This is a genomic window from Pseudomonas sp. BNK-7 (assembly GCF_048072025.1).
GTDB lineage: Bacteria > Pseudomonadota > Gammaproteobacteria > Pseudomonadales > Pseudomonadaceae > Aquipseudomonas > Aquipseudomonas danubii.
Window position 1 is genome coordinate 1966309 of sequence record NZ_CP182252.1, and the last position, 18798, is coordinate 1985106.

The window sequence follows — 18798 nt, forward strand, 5'->3', positions numbered from 1 at the left end:
TGCGGACGCCGCGGGTGAATGCGGCGTCGGTTCTTTCGGTGTTGCTTAGTGCACCAGCATGCCGGTGAACCAGTAGGCCTGGGCCAGGGTGATCAGGCCGACAATAGTGGCAAAGAACAGGCTGTGCTTGAGGGTGAAGCGGAATAGATCCGACTCCTTGCCCACCAGGCCGGTGGCGGCGCAGGCCACGGCGATCGATTGCGGCGAGATCATCTTGCCGGTCACGCCGCCGCTGGTATTGGCCGCCACCAGCAGGGTGTCATTGACTCCGATCTGGTGCGCGGTGGTGGCCTGCAGCGAACTGAACAGGGCGTTGGACGAGGTATCGGAACCGGTGAGGAACACCCCGAGCCAGCCGAGGAACGGCGAGAAAAACGGGAACGCCGCGCCGGTGCCCGCCAGGACCAGGGCCATGGTCGAAGACATGCCCGAGTAGTTGGTGACGAAGGCGAACGCCAGCACCATGCCGATGGACAGGATCGGCCAGCGCAGCTCGTAGAAGGTCTCTTTTAAAGTGGTCAGACCAGTTTTAACGTTGATCTTCAGCACCAGCATGGAGACCAGCGCGGAGAAGAAAATCGCCGTGCCGGTGGCGGAGATCGGGTCGAGCTTGAACACCGCCGGGATGGCGGTGGGGGTGGTTACGATTGGCGTCATCTTGATCACCAACTGATCCAGATGCGGGATGGCGAAGTTGAACACCCAGCTGTACATCGAGCCGCCGGCGGCGAACATCGCCTTGAAGGGCTTGAGGGTCCAGATGGTCACCAGCACGGTGAGGATCAGGAACGGCGACCAGGCCTTGAAGATCTGCCCCAGGCTGTAGGGTGAAGCGACGGTGTTGCGTGGCTGACCGAAGCCGCCGACGCTGGCGATGACGGCCGCGCTGGAGGTGGCACCGGCGATCTGCGCACCGGCGGTGCGCTTGGGCTGCCAGATTTTCAGGAACAGGGTCAGGGAGATCAGGCTGGCCAGGGCCGAAGTGATGTCCGGCAGTTCCGGGCCGATGAAGTTCGAGGTGAAGTACTGAGTGATGGCAAAGCTCAGACCGGCCACCAGCGCGGCGGGCCAGGTCTCTTTGACGCCGCGCATGCCGTCCATCATGAACACCAGCCAGAACGGCACGAACAGCGACAGCAGCGGCAGTTGGCGGCCGGTCATGGCGCCGATCTTGAAGGCGTCGATGCCCGTCACCTGGCCGGCAACGATGATCGGAATCCCCAGGGCGCCGAAGGCCACGGGCGCGGTGTTGGCGATCAGGCACAGGCCGGCGGCGTACAGCGGGTTGAAGCCCAGGCCCACCAGCAGGGCGGCGGTGATCGCCACCGGTGCGCCGAAGCCGGCCGCACCTTCGAGGAAGGCGCCGAAGCAGAAGCCGATCAGCAGCACCTGCAGGCGCTGGTCGTCGGTGATCGACAGTACCGAACTGCGGATGATTTCGAACTGGCCGCTTTTCACCGTCAGTTTGTAGAGGAACACGGCGGCGACGATGATCCAGGCGATGGGCCACAGACCGTAGGCAAATCCATAGCCAGCGGCAGCGAAGGCCATGTCGGCGGGCATCTTGAAGGCGAAGATCGCCACCAGGATCGACAAGGCCAGAGTGATACTCCCGGCGACGTGTCCTTTGAGACGGAACACGGCCAGAGCCAGGAAGAAGAACACGATCGGGATAACGGCGGCGAGGGCGGACAGGCCGAGGCTGCCAAGCGGGCTATAGAGCTGTTGCCAGGTTTGCATAATGGGGTGGCCCCTAATTGTTGTTGGTCAGGCACTGCTAGCGTCTTGGTTAATTGGTAAGACCAATTTACAATCGCTGTTGGCTAGGGTAAAAGCGTTGTGCGCGGTGTGTCAATTTGCCGCCCTAAAACTTTTGTCGAATGCGCTATGGCGCGGGCATCTGATCGGTGCAAAAGGCTTCCTTCTGCTAGGTGTTGGCGCGCCGTGAATAGGCCAGAATAGAGCCCCCCGGCGAAGGGTCGGGAGGGTGGAGAGTGAGTTATGGGGTTTGATCAGATACGCCAGCGCCGTTTGTCCGACGATATTGTCGAGCGTCTGGAAGGGATGATTCTTGAAGGCACCTTGAAGGCTGGCGAGCGGCTGCCGGCCGAGCGTGCCTTGGCCGAGCAGTTCGGTGTCTCCCGTCCTTCACTGCGCGAGGCGATCCAGAAGCTGACGGCCAAGGGCTTGCTGATCAGCCGTCAGGGCGGCGGCAACTACGTGGTGGAATCCCTGGGCTCGACCTTCAGCGATCCTTTGCTGCACCTGTTGGAAAACAACACGGATGCACAGCGCGATCTGCTGGAGTTCCGCCATACCCTGGAGGCGTCTTGCGCTTATTACGCGGCGTTGCGCGCGACGGCGGTGGATCGTGAGCGGCTGACTCAAGCTTTCGAGGAGCTGCAGGATTGTTATTCTCGCTCCGACGATGTCAGTCGTATCGAGGAGGGGGCGGCGGATGCCAAGTTCCACCTGGCGATTGCCGAGGCCAGCCATAACGCGGTGTTGCTGCACACCATTCGCGGCCTGTTCGACCTGCTCAAGCGCAACGTGGTGACCAACATCGGCGGCATGTACAAGCAGCGCACGGAAACTCGCGACATGCTGATCAGGCAGCACCGCGATCTGTACTTGGCGATTATTGAAGGGCGTGCGGAGGAGGCTCGGGAAGTTTCCAGCCGGCACATTCTTTATGTGCAAGAGGTGCTTGAGGAAGTGCGTCAGGAAGTGCAGCGAGTAGCCCGGGCCGAACGGCGCAAGGGCATGTAATGCAAATCGCCGGCAAGCTGGCTCCTACCTGGGTGTTGTAGGAGCCGGCTTGCCGGCGAAAGCGACCTCAAGGCAGGAAGATCAGTCTTCCTTGCCCTTGGTCCGCACCGCACGCTGCAGCTCGCGATCGGAATCGCGCTCGCGTTCGGTATGACGCTTGTCGTATTCCTTCTTGCCCTTGCCCAGTGCAATTTCACACTTGACCAGGTGCTTGCTCCAGTAGAGCGAAAGGCACACACAGGCGTAACCCTTCTGCTGCACGGCGGCGAACAGCTTTTCCAGCTCGCGCTGGTTGAGCAGCAGCTTGCGCGAGCGCGTCGGGTCGGCAATGACGTGGGTACTTGCAGTGGTCAGCGGGGTGAAATGGCTGCCGAACAGCCAGGCCTCGCCATCCTTGAGCAGCACGTAACTGTCCACCAGTTGCGCCTTGCCCGCCCGCAGACTCTTTACTTCCCAGCCGGCCAGGACCAGTCCAGCCTCGAACCGATGTTCGATGAAGTAATCGTGACGCGCCTTTTTATTTTGCGCGATGGTCCCTGTTGGGTGTTTCTTCTGTTTAGCCATAGGGGCGGCATTATAGGGAGTTGCGCGCGCGTCGGCTACGGTGACGCAGCGTGCTTGAGCAGGTTGATTGAATCCCGGACAATGCGGCCTCTTTTTTTTCGGTTGGGCGCGTTAACGATGTCGACAGACAGGGTCTCTGTCCACGGCGGCTGGGCAAGCCGCTGGGTCTTTATACTCGCTGCAACTGGTTCGGCCGTGGGCCTGGGGAGCATCTGGAAATTCCCCTACATGGTCGGTGTCTATGGTGGTGGTGCTTTTGTCCTGGTGTTTCTGGCGTGTATTGCGCTGATCGGCTTGCCGGTGATGCTGGCGGAAACCTTGATTGGCCGTCGGGCACGGCAGAGTCCGGCCAATGCCCTGAAGGTGCTGGCTCTGGAGGTGGGGCATTCGGCTAAGTGGTCCTGGGGCGCCTTCGCCGGAATGATCACGGCGCTGCTGATTCTTTCCTTCTATAGCGTGGTGGGTGGTTGGTCCCTGGACTACATCATCGATATGGGGCGCGGCGATTTTCAGGGTGTCACGGCGGATCAGGTCAGTGTGTACTTCTCCGCGGTGACGGCCGACCCGTGGCGACTGACGCTTTGGCACACGCTGTTCATGCTGCTGTCGGCATTGGTGATTGCCAAGGGAGTGGTCGCTGGGCTTGAACGCAGTTTGCGGATCATGATGCCGCTGCTGTTCGTGATGCTGTTGGTGCTGCTGGGCTACAGCATGACCACCGGGCATTTCATGCAGGGCCTGCATTTCATGTTCGACTTCAGCCTGGACCGCTTGTTGGACGGGCTGCTGCCGGCCATGGGGCATGCGTTCTTTTCCCTCAGCGTGGGGGTTGGTTCGATCATGATCTACGGTGCCTACATGCCCAAGCATTCGTCCTTGGCTGGCACCGTGGTCGGTGTGGCGCTGCTGGATACCTTCGTTTCGCTGGTGGCGGGGATGGCCCTGTTCCCCATCGTATTCGCTGCCGGGCTGAATCCCAGCGAGGGGCCGGGCCTGATGTTCATCAGCCTGCCGTTTGCCTTCGGCAATGTGGCGTTCGGCCAGCTTATGGGCGTAGTGTTCTTTATCCTGGTGGCGATTGCTGCCTGGAGTTCGGCGATTTCCTTGTTGGAACCGATGGTGGCTTATCTCGTCGAGAGGACTAAAATCCGCCGCGGCTGGGTGACATTCTGGCTGGCGTTCAGTTGCTGGTTCGTGGGGTTGGGAACGGTGTTTTCCTTCAACATCTGGCAACAAGCCAAATTCTTCGTGAACGAAGGCGGTGTTTTTCATCTCTATCGATGGGGCGCGGCCGGTGGTCTGGATTTCTTTGGCGTAATCGACTTTTTCACCTCGCGGATCATGTTGCCTCTTGGCGGTTTGTGCTTCGTGGTGTTTGCAGGTTGGGTGATGGGCCGTGAGGCTGTTCGTGATGAGTTGTCGTTGCGTAGTCCGTTGTTGTTCACCCTGGCCTTGTTTTTGATGCGCTATGTGGCGCCCGTCGGCATTCTTGTGGTGTTTGCCGCCCAGTTGTGGAAATGAAGCTCACATGACGACCCATATTCAACGTTCGGCCCTTTTGCCCTATCCGGCGCAGTTTCTGTATGACCTGGTCAATGATGTGGCCCGTTACCCGGAGTTTCTGCCCTGGTGCTCTTCGGCCGAGGTGCTGGAAAACAGCGAGGAACGGATGCGTGCCAGTCTGGCGGTGGCCAAGGGCGGCATGAGTCAGCGTTTTGTGACTTGCAATACCCTGGTGCCGGGACAGTCGATCGAGATGAACCTGGAAGAGGGGCCGTTCAACCAACTGCATGGGTTATGGGTGTTCAAGCCGTTGGGGGAGAAGGCCTGCAAGATCAGCCTCGATCTGTCGTTCGACTACGCCGGGCCGTTGGTGCGTGCCACTCTGGGGCCTCTGTTCAATCAGGCGGCCAATACTCTGGTGGATGCATTCTGCCAGCGGGCCAAGCAACTGCATGGTTGAGCCTCTGATTGTCATCGAGGTGGTTCATGCTGCCGTCGACCGCCAGGTGCTGCTGAGTGTGCAAGTGCCCCAGGGTTCGACCCTGCTTGCAGCGTTGGAGGCTTCTTCTGTAAAGGAGCATTTTGCGGGGCTGGATCTGGCGGCGTGTCCGGTGGGAATCTTCGGAAAGCAGGTATCCGATCCTGGGCAATATGTAGTTCAGGCCGGAGATCGAATTGAAATCTATCGTCCGCTGTTGGCCGATCCGAAAGAGGTGCGGCGTCTGCGTGCCGCCAAGGCGGCCGAGGCTCGTAAGCGTGAACAGTGATCGTTAGCGACAGCCAATAAAAAGCCCGGGCATGCCCGGGCTTTTTATTGGCCACAAATTATTGCGGAGAAGTGTCCAGTGGTTCAGGAGTAGGCACTGGTACGGTTTCGACGCCATCCACATCCTTCTGGATCTGGTCCAGCAGCGAACCCGGTTTGACCGGTTTCTCGGCTTTTGGCTTCTCGGCGTTCTCGGCAGGGGCGGTAACGGTGTTGCCGCTCTCCTTGCCCAACAGGGCTTCGTCGCGGCTTACGCCTGGCATGAAGTCGCCGGCCAAGCTAACCAGTTGGTCGTTGCCGTTGAAGATCAGGCTGACGCGTTCCTGTTGGCGTTCACCGCCACCAGGTTGCAGGCTGTAGAGATAATCCCAGCGATCGGCATGGAACGTGTCGGTCAACAGAGGGTTGCCCATGATAAACCTTACTTGCCGTCGGGTCATTCCCGGGCGCAACTGGTCTATCATGTCCTGCGTCACGACATTGCCCTGCTGGATGTCGATTTTGTAAACCCCGGGGAATGAACAACCGGCGAGTGCGAGCAGTCCCACGAAGGTGAAACTGGTTAGCAAGAGCTTGGTGTTTTGCATCGGTGGGCGACTTCCACTATCTTGGCTGGGACAACGTAAACCCCGATCATACCCGCATTAAGAGAAGCTGCGAAGCAGCATCGGCGAGAAAGCTGACCATGGTTGAAAATAGCGAACTACGTAAAGCCGGCCTTAAAGTGACTCTGCCACGGGTCAAAATTCTACAAATGCTCGACTCCACCGAGCAGCGGCACATGAGCGCTGAAGATGTCTACAAGGCGCTGATGGAAGCTGGTGAGGATGTGGGTCTGGCCACGGTTTACCGTGTACTGACTCAATTCGAAGCAGCCGGACTGGTGGTGCGCCATAATTTTGATGGCGGTCACGCTGTATTCGAGCTGGCGGATGGCGGTCACCACGACCATATGGTCAACGTGGAGTCTGGCGAAGTGATCGAGTTCTTCGACGAAGAAATCGAAAAGCTTCAGAAGGCGATTGTCGAAAAGCACGGTTTCGAGTTGGTGGATCACAATCTTGTGCTGTATGTGCGCAAGAAGAAGTAAGCCTCTCACGCGACTGGCATAGTCGTGAAACGATCGAAGGCGACCTCAGGGTCGCCTTCGTGCTTTGTGCCTATATAAAAGAAGCGCTACAACCTCAGGCCTTGGTGGTTACTACCATTTTCTTGGCGTGGGCCAGGGACTCCTTGGTCAAATCGATACCGCCCAGCATGCGGGCAATTTCCTCGATTCTTTCGTTCTTGCCCAGTTTGGAAACGGCGGTATGGGTCGCGTTGTTGCCACGGACCTTGTGCACGAACAGATGTTGATGCCCCTGGGCGGCAACTTGTGGCAGGTGAGTAACCGTCAGCACCTGGCCGCGCTCGCCGAGACGCCGCAGCAATTGGCCGACGATCTCGGCAGTCGGGCCGCCGATCCCTACGTCGACTTCGTCGAACACCAGGGTAGGCACTCGTGAGGTTTGTGCCGTGATGACCTGGATCGCCAGGCTGATGCGTGACAACTCGCCACCCGAGGCGACCTTGGCCAGTGCCTTGAGCGGTTGTCCCGGGTTGGCGCTGACCAGGAGTTCGACCTGCTCCAGGCCGTTGGGCAGCAGCTCATCGCTGGTGTTGGCTCGCAGCTCGATCGTGAAGCGTCCGCCGGGCATGCCCAGGCGCTGAATTTCAAGTTCTACCGCGCTGGCCAGTCCGGTGGCCGCCTGCTCCCGCAAGCGACTCAGTTCCTGGGCTTTCTCCTGATAGTGGCGGGCGAAGGACTGCAGCTCTTCGCCGAGGCGCTCGATGCTCTCGTCGTTGGCGTCCAGGGTTTCGATTTCATCCAGCAGGGTTTGCTGCATGGCCGCCAGTTCGAAGGGCTGGATGCGATGCTTGCGTGCCAGGGTATAGATGGAGTCCAGGCGTTCCTCCAGCTGTTGCAGGCGTGCCGGGTCGGCATCGAAGTGATCGAGGAAGCGATTCAATTCGCCCACGGCTTCTTCCACCTGGATCTGGGCGCTGGCCAGCAGGTTGGTGGCCTCGCCTAATGCTCCTGTCGAGTTGCCGATGCTGGACAGGCGGTTGAGGCTGACGGTCAAGGCGTTGAGGACATTGCCGGAGTCGCTTTCGCTGCACTGTTCGACCACCTGGCGGCAGATGCCCAGCAGGGTTTCGGCGTTGGTCAGGTTCTTGTGTTCCTGCTCCAACTCTTCGAGTTCGTTTTCTCCCAGGCCGAGATTCTCCAGCTCTTCAAGCTGATAGCTCAGCAGTTGATGGCGGGCGCGCTGCTCATCGCCGGAATTGGACAGGCGCTCCAGCTCCTGGCGGGTCTGGCGCCAGCGTTGGGCTGCCAGTTGTACCTGGCGGGCAAGATCGGTAGCGCCGGCATATTCATCCAGCAGGCGTCGATGGGTATCGGTCTTGAGCAGTGACTGGTGCTCGTGCTGGCTGTGGATGTCGATCAGCAGTTCGCCCAGGGCCTTGAGGTCTCCGAGCGGGCAGGGCGTACCGTTGATATAGCCGCGGGAGCGTCCTTCGGCGGTGATCACCCGGCGTAGTATGCACGGCCCGTCGTTATCCAGATCGCGCTCGGCCAGCCAACTGTGGGCCTCGGGAATGTCCGAGAGGTCGAAGGTGGCAAGGATGTCGGCCTTGTCGGCGCCGGGTCGTACCACGCCACTGTCGGCGCGATCGCCCAGGGTCAGGCCGAGAGCGTCGAGCATGATTGACTTGCCGGCGCCGGTTTCGCCGGTAATGACGCTCATTCCGCGATCCAGTTCCAGATCCAGGTGTTCGACGATGGCGTAATTGTGTACGGACAGGTGCACCAGCATTAAGGCCGCTCCCAAACTAGATGTCTGGTTATTTATACAGTGTTTTGTTTCGGGCTGACAATGCTTTCCCTTAGCTCGATTTGCTTGGTCATTCTGGCTTTTTAGTGCCTCGGGAGTGTCCGCGTACAGGATTTATCCGGTCGGAACAACTTTTGCTGTGGCTGCGGGCTTGAAGCCTGAAAATGCGACCCCATATAGCTGTGCAGAAGAGTGAGCCTGGCTCACAGACGATATTGAAAGGAGAATTTCATGGCTGACGAACAGACGCTGGATACGCAAAATCTAGACGCCAATCAGGCCCCCGAGGCTTCGGGTGAAGACCTGGCGGCTCGTGTACAAGTGCTCGAAGAGCAACTGGCTGGTGCGCAGGATCAGGCTTTGCGTGTTGCAGCCGATCTGCAAAACGTCCGCCGCCGCGCCGAGCAGGATGTGGAAAAGGCTCACAAATTTGCTCTCGAGAAATTTGCCGGCGACCTGTTGCCGGTGATCGATAGCCTGGAGCGTGGCCTGGAGCTGTCCAATCCGGACGACGAAAGCATCCGCCCAATGCGTGAAGGTATCGAACTGACCTTGAAGATGTTCCACGACACCCTCAAGCGTTATCAGTTGGAAGCCATCGATCCTCACGGCGAACCATTCAACGCTGAACAGCATCAGGCCATGGCCATGCAGGAAAGCGCGGATGTAGAACCCAACAGTGTTCTCAAAGTGTTCCAGAAGGGTTATCAGCTCAATGGTCGCCTCCTGCGCCCGGCCATGGTCGTGGTCAGCAAGGCGCCTGCACCGGTTTCGCCTTCGATTGACGAAAAGGCTTGAAAACGGCTGTAGAGCCCCCATCTAACAGTCAAGCGTTTAAGTGCTACCGCAGTTTGCCACCACAACTGCGGCATCCAAATCCAAAGTTTCGGGAGAGTTAACATGGGCAAAATTATCGGTATTGACTTGGGGACCACCAACTCGTGTGTCTCCATTCTTGAAAACGGCAACGTAAAAGTTATCGAAAACGCTGAAGGCGCGCGTACCACGCCGTCGATCATCGCTTACGCCAACGATGGCGAGATTCTGGTAGGTCAGTCGGCCAAGCGTCAGGCTGTTACCAACCCGCACAACACCCTGTACGCAGTTAAGCGTCTGATCGGTCGTCGTTTCGACGAAGAAGTTGTGCAGAAAGACATTCAGATGGTCCCTTACAAGATCGTCAAGGCTGACAACAACGACGCCTGGGTTGAAGTGAACGGCCAGAAAATGGCTCCGCCACAGATTTCGGCTGAAATCCTTAAAAAGATGAAGAAGACCGCCGAAGACTACCTCGGCGAAGCAGTGACCGAAGCGGTCATTACTGTTCCGGCCTACTTCAACGACAGCCAGCGTCAGGCCACCAAGGACGCCGGTCGTATCGCTGGTCTGGACGTCAAGCGCATCATCAACGAACCAACCGCAGCCGCTCTGGCTTATGGCATGGACAAGGCCAAGGGCGATCACACCGTGATCGTTTATGACCTGGGTGGCGGTACGTTTGACGTTTCCGTGATCGAGATCGCTGAAGTCGACGGTGAGCATCAGTTCGAAGTACTGGCCACCAACGGTGACACCTTCCTGGGTGGTGAGGACTTCGACATCCGTCTGATCGACTACCTGGTTGATGAGTTCAAGAAAGAAAGCGGCATGAACCTCAAGGGTGACCCGCTGGCCATGCAGCGTCTGAAAGAAGCTGCCGAAAAAGCCAAGATCGAGCTGTCCTCGAGCCAGCAGACCGACGTCAACCTGCCGTACATCACAGCAGATGCCACTGGTCCTAAGCACCTGAACGTGAAGATCTCCCGCGCCAAGCTGGAATCTCTGGTTGAAGACCTGGTTCAGCGCACCATCGAGCCATGCCGCATCGCTCTGAAGGACGCCGGTATCGACGTTGGCGCGATCAACGACGTAATCCTGGTCGGCGGCCAGACTCGTATGCCGCTGGTACAGAAAGCCGTAACCGACTTCTTCGGTAAAGAAGCTCGTAAGGACGTCAACCCGGACGAAGCGGTTGCCATGGGTGCTGCGATCCAGGGTGCGGTTCTGGCCGGTGACGTGAAAGACGTACTGCTGCTGGACGTTAGCCCGCTGACCCTGGGTATCGAAACCATGGGTGGCGTGATGACCGCGCTGATCGAGAAAAACACCACGATTCCTACCAAGAAATCCCAGGTGTTCTCGACTGCCGATGACAACCAGGGCGCCGTGACCATTCACGTGCTGCAGGGCGAGCGTAAGCAAGCCGCGCAGAACAAGTCTCTGGGCAAGTTCGACCTGACCGACATTCCACCTGCTCCACGTGGCGTGCCGCAGATCGAAGTGACCTTCGACATCGACGCCAACGGCATCCTGCACGTAGGTGCGAAGGACAAGGCTACCGGTAAGACTCAGTCGATCGTGATCAAGGCCAACTCCGGCCTGTCGGATGAAGAAATCCAGCAGATGATCCGTGACGCTGAAGCCAACTCGGAAGAGGATCGCAAGTTCGAAGAGCTGGCCACTGCCCGTAACCAGGGTGACGCGCTGGTGCACTCGACTCGCAAGATGGTGGCTGACGCCGGCGACAAAGTGACTGCGGAAGAGAAGACCGCGATTGAAGCTGCCGTGGTTGCTCTGGAAGCCGCTGTCAAAGGTGACGACAAGGCTGCCATCGACGCCAAGGTCGAAGAGCTGTCGAAAGTCTCGGCCCCGGTTGCCCAGAAGATGTACGCCGAACAGGCTCAGCCTGCTGAGGGTGCAGCACCGCACGCTGAGTCTGCTGAAAAAGCCGACGACGTCGTCGATGCCGAGTTCGAAGAAGTAAAAGACCACAAGTAATGGCTTGTTGGTCGGCCGGTTGACTGCCTTTGGGCGGTGACTGGTAGGATGTCGCCGCGCGGGAGCTTGCTCCCGCGTTGGCGTGTCTGGAGTCAGCGAATTTTGATGGTGTGCAACTTCCGTTTGTGCACTGGCGGTCGGGTCGGAGAAGCTCCTGCTTTCCGGCTGCGATGACCGCAATGATCGACCTGCAACCGGGTCGTCTATCCAAGACCAGGATCGTTGAATTGACGTGAGTTGGGTCCGGGCCTTATTGGGGCTCAGCGAGTTTGGCAGAGCTCAGGAGGGTTTGCCGGGCGTCCTTAAGAGTGCAAAGACTTATGGCAAAGCGTGACTATTACGAAGTATTGGGTGTGGAGCGTGGCTCCAGCGAAGCGGAGCTGAAAAAGGCTTACCGTCGCCTGGCGATGAAGCATCACCCGGATCGTAATCCCGGCGACAAAGCGTCGGAAGACATGTTCAAGGAGGCCAACGAGGCCTACGAAGTGCTGTCCGACTCCAGTAAGCGCGCAGCTTATGACCAGTATGGTCATGCCGGTGTCGATCCGAGCATGGGTGGTGGTGGCGCCGGTTTTGGCGGTCAGAACTTCTCCGATATCTTCGGTGATGTGTTCAGTGATTTCTTCGGTGGCGGTCGCGGCGGCTCTCGCGGTGGCGCGCAGCGCGGTAGCGATCTGCGTTACACCCTGGAACTGAATCTGGAAGAGGCGGTGCGGGGCACCACGGTTAACATCCGTGTGCCAACACTGGTCAATTGCAAGCCGTGCGATGGTTCGGGTGCCAAGAAGGGCTCGTCGCCTGTCACTTGCCCGACTTGCGGTGGTATTGGTCAGGTGCGCATGCAGCAGGGCTTCTTCTCGGTGCAGCAGACCTGCCCGCGTTGCCATGGTCAGGGCAAGATCATTTCCGATCCGTGCGATTCGTGCCACGGCGAAGGCCGCGTCGAAGAGTACAAGACGCTGTCGGTAAAAGTGCCGGCAGGTGTCGATACGGGTGACCGTATCCGTCTGTCCGGTGAGGGTGAGGCGGGGACCCAGGGTGGTCCGACTGGTGACTTGTATGTGGTGATCAATGTGCGCGAGCACTCGATCTTCCAGCGTGACGGCAAGCATCTGTTCTGCGAAGTGCCTATCAGCTTTGTTGATGCGGCCTTGGGCGGCGAGCTGGAGATTCCGACTCTGGATGGTCGGGTCAAGCTGAAGATTCCTGAGGGGACTCAGACCGGCAAGCAGTTCCGGATTCGCGGCAAGGGCGTTGCTCCGGTGCGTGGCGGCGGTGCTGGCGATCTGATGTGTCGGGTTGCGGTGGAAACGCCAGTGAACCTGAGTCGTCGTCAGCGCGAGCTGCTGGAAGAGTTGCGCGGTTCGCTGGATGGCGACAATTCGCACTCGCCGAAAACCACGGGTTGGTTTGAGGGCGTCAAACGCTTCTTCGGCGATCTGTAAGGAGTAATGCATGCGACGTATAGCAGTGATGGGCGCCGCGGGGCGCATGGGCAAGACTTTGGTCGAGGCTGTGCAGCTGCGCTCGCCGCTCTCTGGGTTGACGGCGGCGATCGTTCGTCCTGGCAGTTCGCTGGTGGGTGCGGATGCAGGTGAGCTGGCGTCCCTGGGGCGTCTTGGCGTGTCGATGTCCGATAGCCTGGAGAAGGTTGTCGATGAGTTTGATGTGCTGATCGATTTCACCTTGCCGGAAGTGATGCTCAAGAACCTGGCCTTCTGCCGTAAGGCGGGCAAGGCCATGGTGATTGGTACTACGGGTTTGGGTGCCAAGGAAAAGCAATTGCTGGCTGAGGCGGGCAAGGAGATTCCCATCGTCTTCGCTGCCAACTTCAGTGTCGGGGTGAACCTTTCGCTGAAGCTGCTGGATATGGCGGCTCGGGTGCTGGGTGATGATGCGGACATCGAAATCATCGAGGCTCATCACCGTCACAAGATCGATGCGCCTTCGGGTACTGCCCTGCGCATGGGTGAGGTGATTGCCAATGCCTTGGGGCGCGACCTGCAACAGGTTGCGGTCTATGGTCGCGAGGGGCATACCGGTGCGCGTGAGCGCGAAACCATCGGTTTCGCCACTGTGCGTGGTGGTGATGTGGTGGGGGATCACACTGTGCTGTTTGCCACTGAGGGCGAGCGCCTGGAAATCACCCACAAGGCCTCCAGCCGCATGACCTTCGCCAAAGGTGCGGTACGTGCTGCCCTGTGGCTGGATGGTCGCGAGGCCGGTCTTTACGACATGCAGGATGTGCTGGATTTGCGTTGAGATGCATCTGAAGTGGGGTTGAGGCTGTCCTTCAACCCCGCTTCGCACCGCTAGGCGATGTTCTGTCGCATTCCTCTGCCTTTAAGGCTCATTAGCGGTGGACCGAAAAAGCCTTTTTCTGTAAGCTACAGCTTTAGTGTGTCCACTAAAAGCGCGCAGATAATTCGACGAAGAAGCGGGGTGACGTGTCTATACGTCATTCCGCTTTTTTGCAACCTGCGATCGCCCTTTCAGGCTCTATTTACGGGAGGTCTTCTTGACTAAGCCAGCCATACTCGCCCTTGCTGATGGCAGCATTTTTCGTGGCGAAGCCATTGGAGCCGACGGTCAAACCGTTGGTGAGGTGGTGTTCAACACCGCAATGACCGGCTATCAGGAAATCCTTACCGATCCTTCCTACGCCCAACAGATCGTTACCCTGACCTATCCCCACATTGGCAACACCGGCACCACGCCGGAAGACGCCGAGTCCGACCGCGTCTGGTCGGCTGGCCTGGTTATCCGTGACTTGCCGCTGGTGGCCAGCAACTGGCGTAACACCCTGTCCCTGTCCGATTACCTGAAAGCCAACAACGTTGTGGCGATCGCCGGTATCGACACCCGTCGCCTGACCCGCATCCTGCGTGAAAAAGGTGCTCAGAACGGCTGCATCATGGCCGGCGACAACATCTCCGAAGAAGTGGCGATTGCAGCAGCGCGCGGCTTCCCGGGCCTGAAAGGCATGGACCTGGCGAAAGTCGTCAGCACCAAGCAAAGCTACGAATGGCGTTCGACTGTCTGGGATCTGAAAACCGACAGCCACGCCACCATCGAAGCCGCCGATCTGCCGTACCACGTGGTTGCCTATGACTTCGGGGTCAAGCTGAACATCTTGCGCATGCTGGTGGAGCGCGGCTGCCGCGTGACCGTTGTGCCTGCTCAGACCCCGGCGAGCGACGTCCTGGCCCTCAATCCAGATGGCGTGTTCCTGTCCAACGGTCCTGGCGACCCCGAGCCTTGCGACTACGCGATCAAGGCCATCAAGGAAATCCTCGAGACCGAGATTCCGGTGTTCGGCATCTGCCTGGGTCACCAACTGCTGGCCCTGGCTTCCGGTGCCAAGACCCTGAAAATGGGCCATGGCCACCACGGTGCCAACCACCCGGTCCAGGACCTGGACACCGGCGTGGTCATGATCACCAGCCAAAACCACGGTTTTGCGGTGGATGAAGCCACGCTGCCGGGCAACGTCCGGGCGATCCACAAGTCGCTGTTCGACGGCACCCTGCAGGGTATCGAGCGTACCGACAAGAGCGCGTTCAGCTTCCAGGGCCACCCTGAAGCCAGCCCGGGCCCGAACGATGTGGCGCCGCTGTTCGACCGCTTCATCAACGAGATGGCCAAGCGACGCTAAGCGCTCGCCTTGAAAGTGTAGCGAGCAGCGCCTGAGGGCGGCCCCGGCGAGTCCGGCGGAATAATCCCCTCAGGTGCCTCAGAGAATGTTCAAGACGGCTTGCCGACTGACCTGCGGATTTGAGTGACAACCCATGCCAAAACGTACAGACATTAAAAGCATCCTGATTCTTGGCGCTGGCCCGATCGTGATCGGCCAGGCCTGCGAATTCGACTACTCCGGCGCCCAGGCCTGCAAGGCCCTGCGCGAAGAGGGTTACCGGGTCATCCTGGTGAACTCCAACCCGGCCACCATCATGACCGACCCGGCCATGGCCGACGCCACCTACATCGAGCCGATCAAGTGGCAGACCGTTGCCAAGATCATCGAGAAAGAGCGTCCGGATGCGCTGCTGCCAACCATGGGCGGCCAGACGGCTCTGAACTGCGCTCTGGACCTGGAGCGCGAAGGCGTTCTGGAGAAGTTCGGCGTAGAGATGATCGGTGCCAATGCCGATACCATCGACAAGGCTGAGGACCGTTCGCGCTTCGACGCTGCCATGAAGTCCATCGGCCTGGCGTGCCCACGTTCCGGTATCGCTCACAGCATGGAAGAGGCCAATGCAGTCCTCGACAAGCTGGGTTTCCCTTGCATCATCCGTCCGTCCTTCACCATGGGCGGCACCGGTGGCGGTATTGCTTACAACCGTGAAGAGTTCGAAGAGATCTGTGCCCGCGGTCTGGACCTGTCGCCGACCAAGGAACTGCTGATCGACGAATCGCTGATCGGCTGGAAAGAGTACGAGATGGAGGTGGTCCGCGATAAGAAGGACAACTGCATCATCGTCTGCTCCATCGAAAACTTCGACCCGATGGGTGTGCACACCGGTGACTCGATCACCGTAGCTCCGGCACAGACCCTGACCGACAAGGAATACCAGATCCTGCGTAACGCCTCCCTGGCGGTACTGCGTGAGATCGGCGTGGAAACCGGCGGTTCCAACGTGCAGTTCGGCATCTGCCCGAACACTGGCCGCATGGTCGTGATCGAGATGAACCCGCGGGTGTCCCGTTCTTCGGCGCTGGCCTCGAAAGCCACGGGTTTCCCGATCGCCAAGGTCGCTGCCAAGCTGGCGGTGGGTTACACCCTGGACGAGCTGTCCAACGACATCACCGGCGGCAAGACTCCAGCCTCCTTCGAGCCGTCCATCGACTACGTCGTGACCAAGCTGCCGCGCTTCGCCTTCGAGAAATTCTCCAAGGCTGACGCGCGCCTGACCACCCAGATGAAGTCGGTGGGTGAAGTCATGGCCATCGGCCGGACCTTCCAGGAGTCCCTGCAGAAAGCTCTGCGCGGTCTGGAGGTCGGTGTTTGCGGCCTGGATCCGAAGCTCGACCTGAGCAATCCGGAAAGCATGAACGTCCTCAAGCGCGAGCTGACCGTGCCAGGCGCCGAGCGTATCTGGTACGTGGCTGACGCCTTCCGTGCCGGCATGACCGTCGAGCAGATCTTCGGCATGAACATGATCGATCCTTGGTTCCTGGTGCAGATCGAAGATCTGATCAAGGAAGAAGAGAAGGTCAAGACCTTGGGTCTGTCGGCTATCGGTCGCGACCTGATGTTCCGCTTGAAGCGCAAAGGCTTCTCCGACCAGCGTCTGGCCAAGCTGCTGGGTGTGACCGAGAAGAACCTGCGCACTCACCGTCATAAGCTGGAAGTGTTCCCGGTCTACAAGCGCGTCGACACCTGCGCCGCCGAGTTCGCTACTGACACCGCTTACCTGTACTCGACTTATGAAGAAGAGTGCGAAGCCGCACCATCGACCCGCGACAAGATCATGATCCTGGGCGGCGGTCCAAACCGTATCGGCCAGGGTATCGAGTTCGACTACTGCTGCGTACACGCTGCACTGGCACTGCGCGACGATGGTTACGAAACCATCATGGTCAACTGCAACCCGGAAACCGTTTCCACCGACTACGACACCTCCGATCGCCTGTACTTCGAACCGGTAACCCTGGAAGACGTGCTGGAAATCGTCCGCGTCGAGAAGCCAAAAGGCGTGATCGTTCAGTACGGCGGCCAGACTCCGCTGAAGCTGGCCCGTGCTCTGGAAGCGGCCGGTGTGCCGATCATTGGCACCAGTCCTGACGCCATCGACCGTGCCGAAGACCGTGAGCGCTTCCAGCAAATGGTTGAGCGCCTGAACCTGCGTCAGCCGCCAAACGCCACCGTGCGCAGCGAAGACGAAGCGATTCGTGCCGCGACCAAGATCGGTTATCCGCTGGTGGTGCGTCCGTCCTATGTTCTGGGCGGCCGTGCAATGGAAATCGTCTACGAGGAAGAAGAGCTCAAGCGCTACCTGCGTGAAGCGGTGCAAGTGTCCAACGACAGTCCGGTGCTGCTGGATCACTTCCTCAACTGCGCCATCGAGATGGACGTGGATGCGGTCTGCGACGGCACCGACGTGGTGATCGGCGCAATCATGCAGCATATCGAGCAGGCCGGTGTTCACTCCGGTGACTCCGCGTGCTCTCTGCCGCCGTACTCGCTGCCGGCGCACATCCAGGATGAGATGCGTGAGCAGGTCAAGAAAATGGCCCTGGAACTGGGGGTGGTCGGCCTGATGAACGTACAGCTGGCCCTTCAGGGTGAGCAGATCTATGTGATCGAGGTTAACCCGCGTGCTTCCCGCACCGTGCCTTTCGTGTCCAAGTGCATCGGCGTCTCCCTGGCGATGATCGCGGCTCGTGTGATGGCTGGTAAGACTCTGAAAGAGCTGGGCTTTACCAAGGAAATCATCCCGAACTTCTACAGCGTCAAGGAAGCGGTGTTCCCGTTCGCCAAGTTCCCGGGTGTTGACCCGATCCTCGGCCCAGAGATGAAGTCCACCGGTGAAGTCATGGGTGTGGGCGATACTTTCGGTGAGGCTTTCGCCAAGGCCCAGATGGGCGCCAGCGAAGTGCTGCCGACTGGCGGTACTGCATTTATCAGTGTTCGTGACGATGACAAACCTCTGGTTGCAGGCGTGGCCCGTGATCTGATCAACTTGGGCTTCGAAGTGGTCGCTACTGCGGGCACCGCCAAGCTGATCGAAGCGGCCGGCCTGAAAGTGCGTCGTGTGAACAAGGTGACTGAAGGCCGTCCGCATGTGGTCGATATGATCAAGAACGACGAAGTCACCCTGATCATCAACACCACTGAAGGTCGTCAGTCGATTGCTGACTCTTACTCCATTCGTCGTAACGCCTTGCAGCACAAGATCTACTGCACCACCACCATTGCTGCTGGCGAAGCTATCTGCGAAGCGTTGAAGTTCGGTCCGGAAAAAACCGTGCGTCGCTTGCAGGATCTACACGCAGGATTGAAGGCATGAATAAATACCCAATGACCGTCCAGGGCGCTCGCGCCCTGGAAGAAGAGCATGCTCACCTGACCAAGGTCGTTCGTCCTAAGCTCAGCCAGGACATCGGTACGGCCCGCGAGTTGGGTGACTTGAAGGAAAACGCTGAATACCATGCTGCGCGTGAACAGCAAGGCATGGTCGAGGCTCGGATCCGTGATATCGAAGGCCGCCTGCAGAACTCGGTGGTCATCGATGTCACGACCATTCCTCATACCGGCAAGGTGATCTTTGGCACCACGGTCGAGATCGCCAACGTCGAGACTGACGAAAGCGTGACCTACCAGATCGTTGGTGAGGACGAGGCTGATATCAAGCTCGGTAAAATCTCCGTCGGCTCGCCGATTGCTCGTGCCTTGATTGCCAAGGAAGAGGGTGATGTGGTGGCGGTCAAAACGCCTGGCGGTGTAATCGAGTATGAGATTGTCGAAGTCCGTCACATCTGAAAGAAGGCGCCCGCTGCATG

General features: G+C 59.0%; 16 protein-coding genes. 12 read left to right on the top strand and 4 right to left on the bottom strand.

Annotated elements, in window-relative coordinates; translation table 11 throughout:
- Nucleotides 1-45 precede the first annotated feature (45 nt).
- On the bottom strand, nucleotides 46-1740 hold the full coding sequence (locus ACMGF8_RS09075) for a lactate permease LctP family transporter (RefSeq protein WP_416759352.1): 1695 nt from the start codon (nucleotides 1738-1740) through the stop codon (nucleotides 46-48).
- 261 nt (nucleotides 1741-2001) lie between these two features.
- On the opposite strand from ACMGF8_RS09075, the gene ACMGF8_RS09080 reads away from it, so the two are divergent.
- Nucleotides 2002-2769, top strand: coding sequence for a GntR family transcriptional regulator (locus ACMGF8_RS09080; protein ID WP_102878322.1), 768 nt, complete (start codon nucleotides 2002-2004; stop codon nucleotides 2767-2769).
- 81 nt (nucleotides 2770-2850) lie between these two features.
- Here the strand turns inward: ACMGF8_RS09080 and smpB are convergent, their stop codons facing one another.
- Complete coding sequence (gene smpB / locus ACMGF8_RS09085; protein WP_047283878.1) at nucleotides 2851-3333, bottom strand: SsrA-binding protein SmpB; 483 nt, start codon at nucleotides 3331-3333, stop codon at nucleotides 2851-2853.
- A 117-nt stretch (nucleotides 3334-3450) separates the two neighbouring features.
- Between smpB and ACMGF8_RS09090 the strand changes: the two genes are divergently transcribed.
- The 3 genes from ACMGF8_RS09090 to ACMGF8_RS09100 are packed head-to-tail and all read left to right on the top strand — an operon-like array spanning nucleotide 3451 to nucleotide 5603.
- Entirely contained in the window at nucleotides 3451-4854 is a 1404-nt protein-coding gene (locus ACMGF8_RS09090; RefSeq protein ID WP_416760286.1) for a sodium-dependent transporter, read from the top strand.
- A gap of 7 nt (nucleotides 4855-4861) precedes the next feature.
- Complete coding sequence (locus ACMGF8_RS09095; protein ID WP_016967218.1) at nucleotides 4862-5296, top strand: type II toxin-antitoxin system RatA family toxin; 435 nt, start codon at nucleotides 4862-4864, stop codon at nucleotides 5294-5296.
- The gene (locus ACMGF8_RS09100) at nucleotides 5289-5603 is read left to right on the top strand and encodes an RnfH family protein (protein ID WP_207167049.1); all 315 of its coding nucleotides are present in this window, start codon (nucleotides 5289-5291) and stop codon (nucleotides 5601-5603) included. Before ACMGF8_RS09095 ends, ACMGF8_RS09100 begins: the two co-directional genes overlap by 8 nt.
- 58 nt (nucleotides 5604-5661) lie before the next feature.
- Here ACMGF8_RS09100 and ACMGF8_RS09105 read toward each other — a convergent pair whose 3' ends face one another.
- Nucleotides 5662-6189 (bottom strand): outer membrane protein assembly factor BamE, encoded by a 528-nt coding sequence (locus tag ACMGF8_RS09105; RefSeq protein ID WP_102861073.1) that lies wholly within the window; start codon nucleotides 6187-6189, stop codon nucleotides 5662-5664.
- A 98-nt stretch (nucleotides 6190-6287) separates the two neighbouring features.
- Here ACMGF8_RS09105 and fur point away from each other — a divergent pair, with 98 nt between their 5' ends.
- The gene (gene fur / locus ACMGF8_RS09110) at nucleotides 6288-6692 is read left to right on the top strand and encodes a ferric iron uptake transcriptional regulator (protein ID WP_011059185.1); all 405 of its coding nucleotides are present in this window, start codon (nucleotides 6288-6290) and stop codon (nucleotides 6690-6692) included.
- 94 nt (nucleotides 6693-6786) lie between these two features.
- On the opposite strand, the gene recN is transcribed toward fur, so the two are convergent.
- A complete protein-coding gene (gene recN, locus ACMGF8_RS09115; RefSeq protein ID WP_102861074.1) occupies nucleotides 6787-8460 on the bottom strand; it encodes a DNA repair protein RecN in 1674 nt (557 codons plus the stop codon).
- Nucleotides 8461-8709: 249 nt separating this feature from the next.
- On the opposite strand from recN, the gene grpE reads away from it, so the two are divergent.
- The 7 genes from grpE to greA all read left to right on the top strand — a co-directional run bounded on the left by grpE (nucleotide 8710) and on the right by greA (nucleotide 18778).
- Entirely contained in the window at nucleotides 8710-9276 is a 567-nt protein-coding gene (gene grpE, locus ACMGF8_RS09120; RefSeq protein WP_102861075.1) for a nucleotide exchange factor GrpE, read from the top strand.
- A 102-nt stretch (nucleotides 9277-9378) separates the two neighbouring features.
- Nucleotides 9379-11295 carry a molecular chaperone DnaK gene (gene dnaK, locus ACMGF8_RS09125; RefSeq protein WP_102861076.1) on the top strand — a complete coding sequence of 639 codons (1917 nt, stop codon included), beginning with the start codon at nucleotides 9379-9381 and terminating at the stop codon, nucleotides 11293-11295.
- A gap of 320 nt (nucleotides 11296-11615) precedes the next feature.
- Nucleotides 11616-12740 carry a molecular chaperone DnaJ gene (gene dnaJ / locus ACMGF8_RS09130; protein WP_102861077.1) on the top strand — a complete coding sequence of 375 codons (1125 nt, stop codon included), beginning with the start codon at nucleotides 11616-11618 and terminating at the stop codon, nucleotides 12738-12740.
- A gap of 10 nt (nucleotides 12741-12750) precedes the next feature.
- Nucleotides 12751-13557: a 4-hydroxy-tetrahydrodipicolinate reductase gene (gene dapB / locus ACMGF8_RS09135; RefSeq protein WP_102861078.1), complete on the top strand. Its 807-nt coding sequence runs from the start codon at nucleotides 12751-12753 to the stop codon at nucleotides 13555-13557.
- A gap of 256 nt (nucleotides 13558-13813) precedes the next feature.
- Nucleotides 13814-14950 (top strand): glutamine-hydrolyzing carbamoyl-phosphate synthase small subunit, encoded by a 1137-nt coding sequence (gene carA, locus ACMGF8_RS09140; protein WP_416759358.1) that lies wholly within the window; start codon nucleotides 13814-13816, stop codon nucleotides 14948-14950.
- A gap of 133 nt (nucleotides 14951-15083) precedes the next feature.
- Entirely contained in the window at nucleotides 15084-18305 is a 3222-nt protein-coding gene (carB, locus tag ACMGF8_RS09145; RefSeq protein ID WP_102861080.1) for a carbamoyl-phosphate synthase large subunit, read from the top strand.
- Nucleotides 18302-18778, top strand: a complete 477-nt coding sequence (greA, locus tag ACMGF8_RS09150; protein WP_011059193.1) for a transcription elongation factor GreA — start codon at nucleotides 18302-18304, stop codon at nucleotides 18776-18778. The genes carB and greA overlap by 4 nt, the downstream gene beginning before the upstream one ends.
- Nucleotides 18779-18798: the final 20 nt, after the last annotated feature.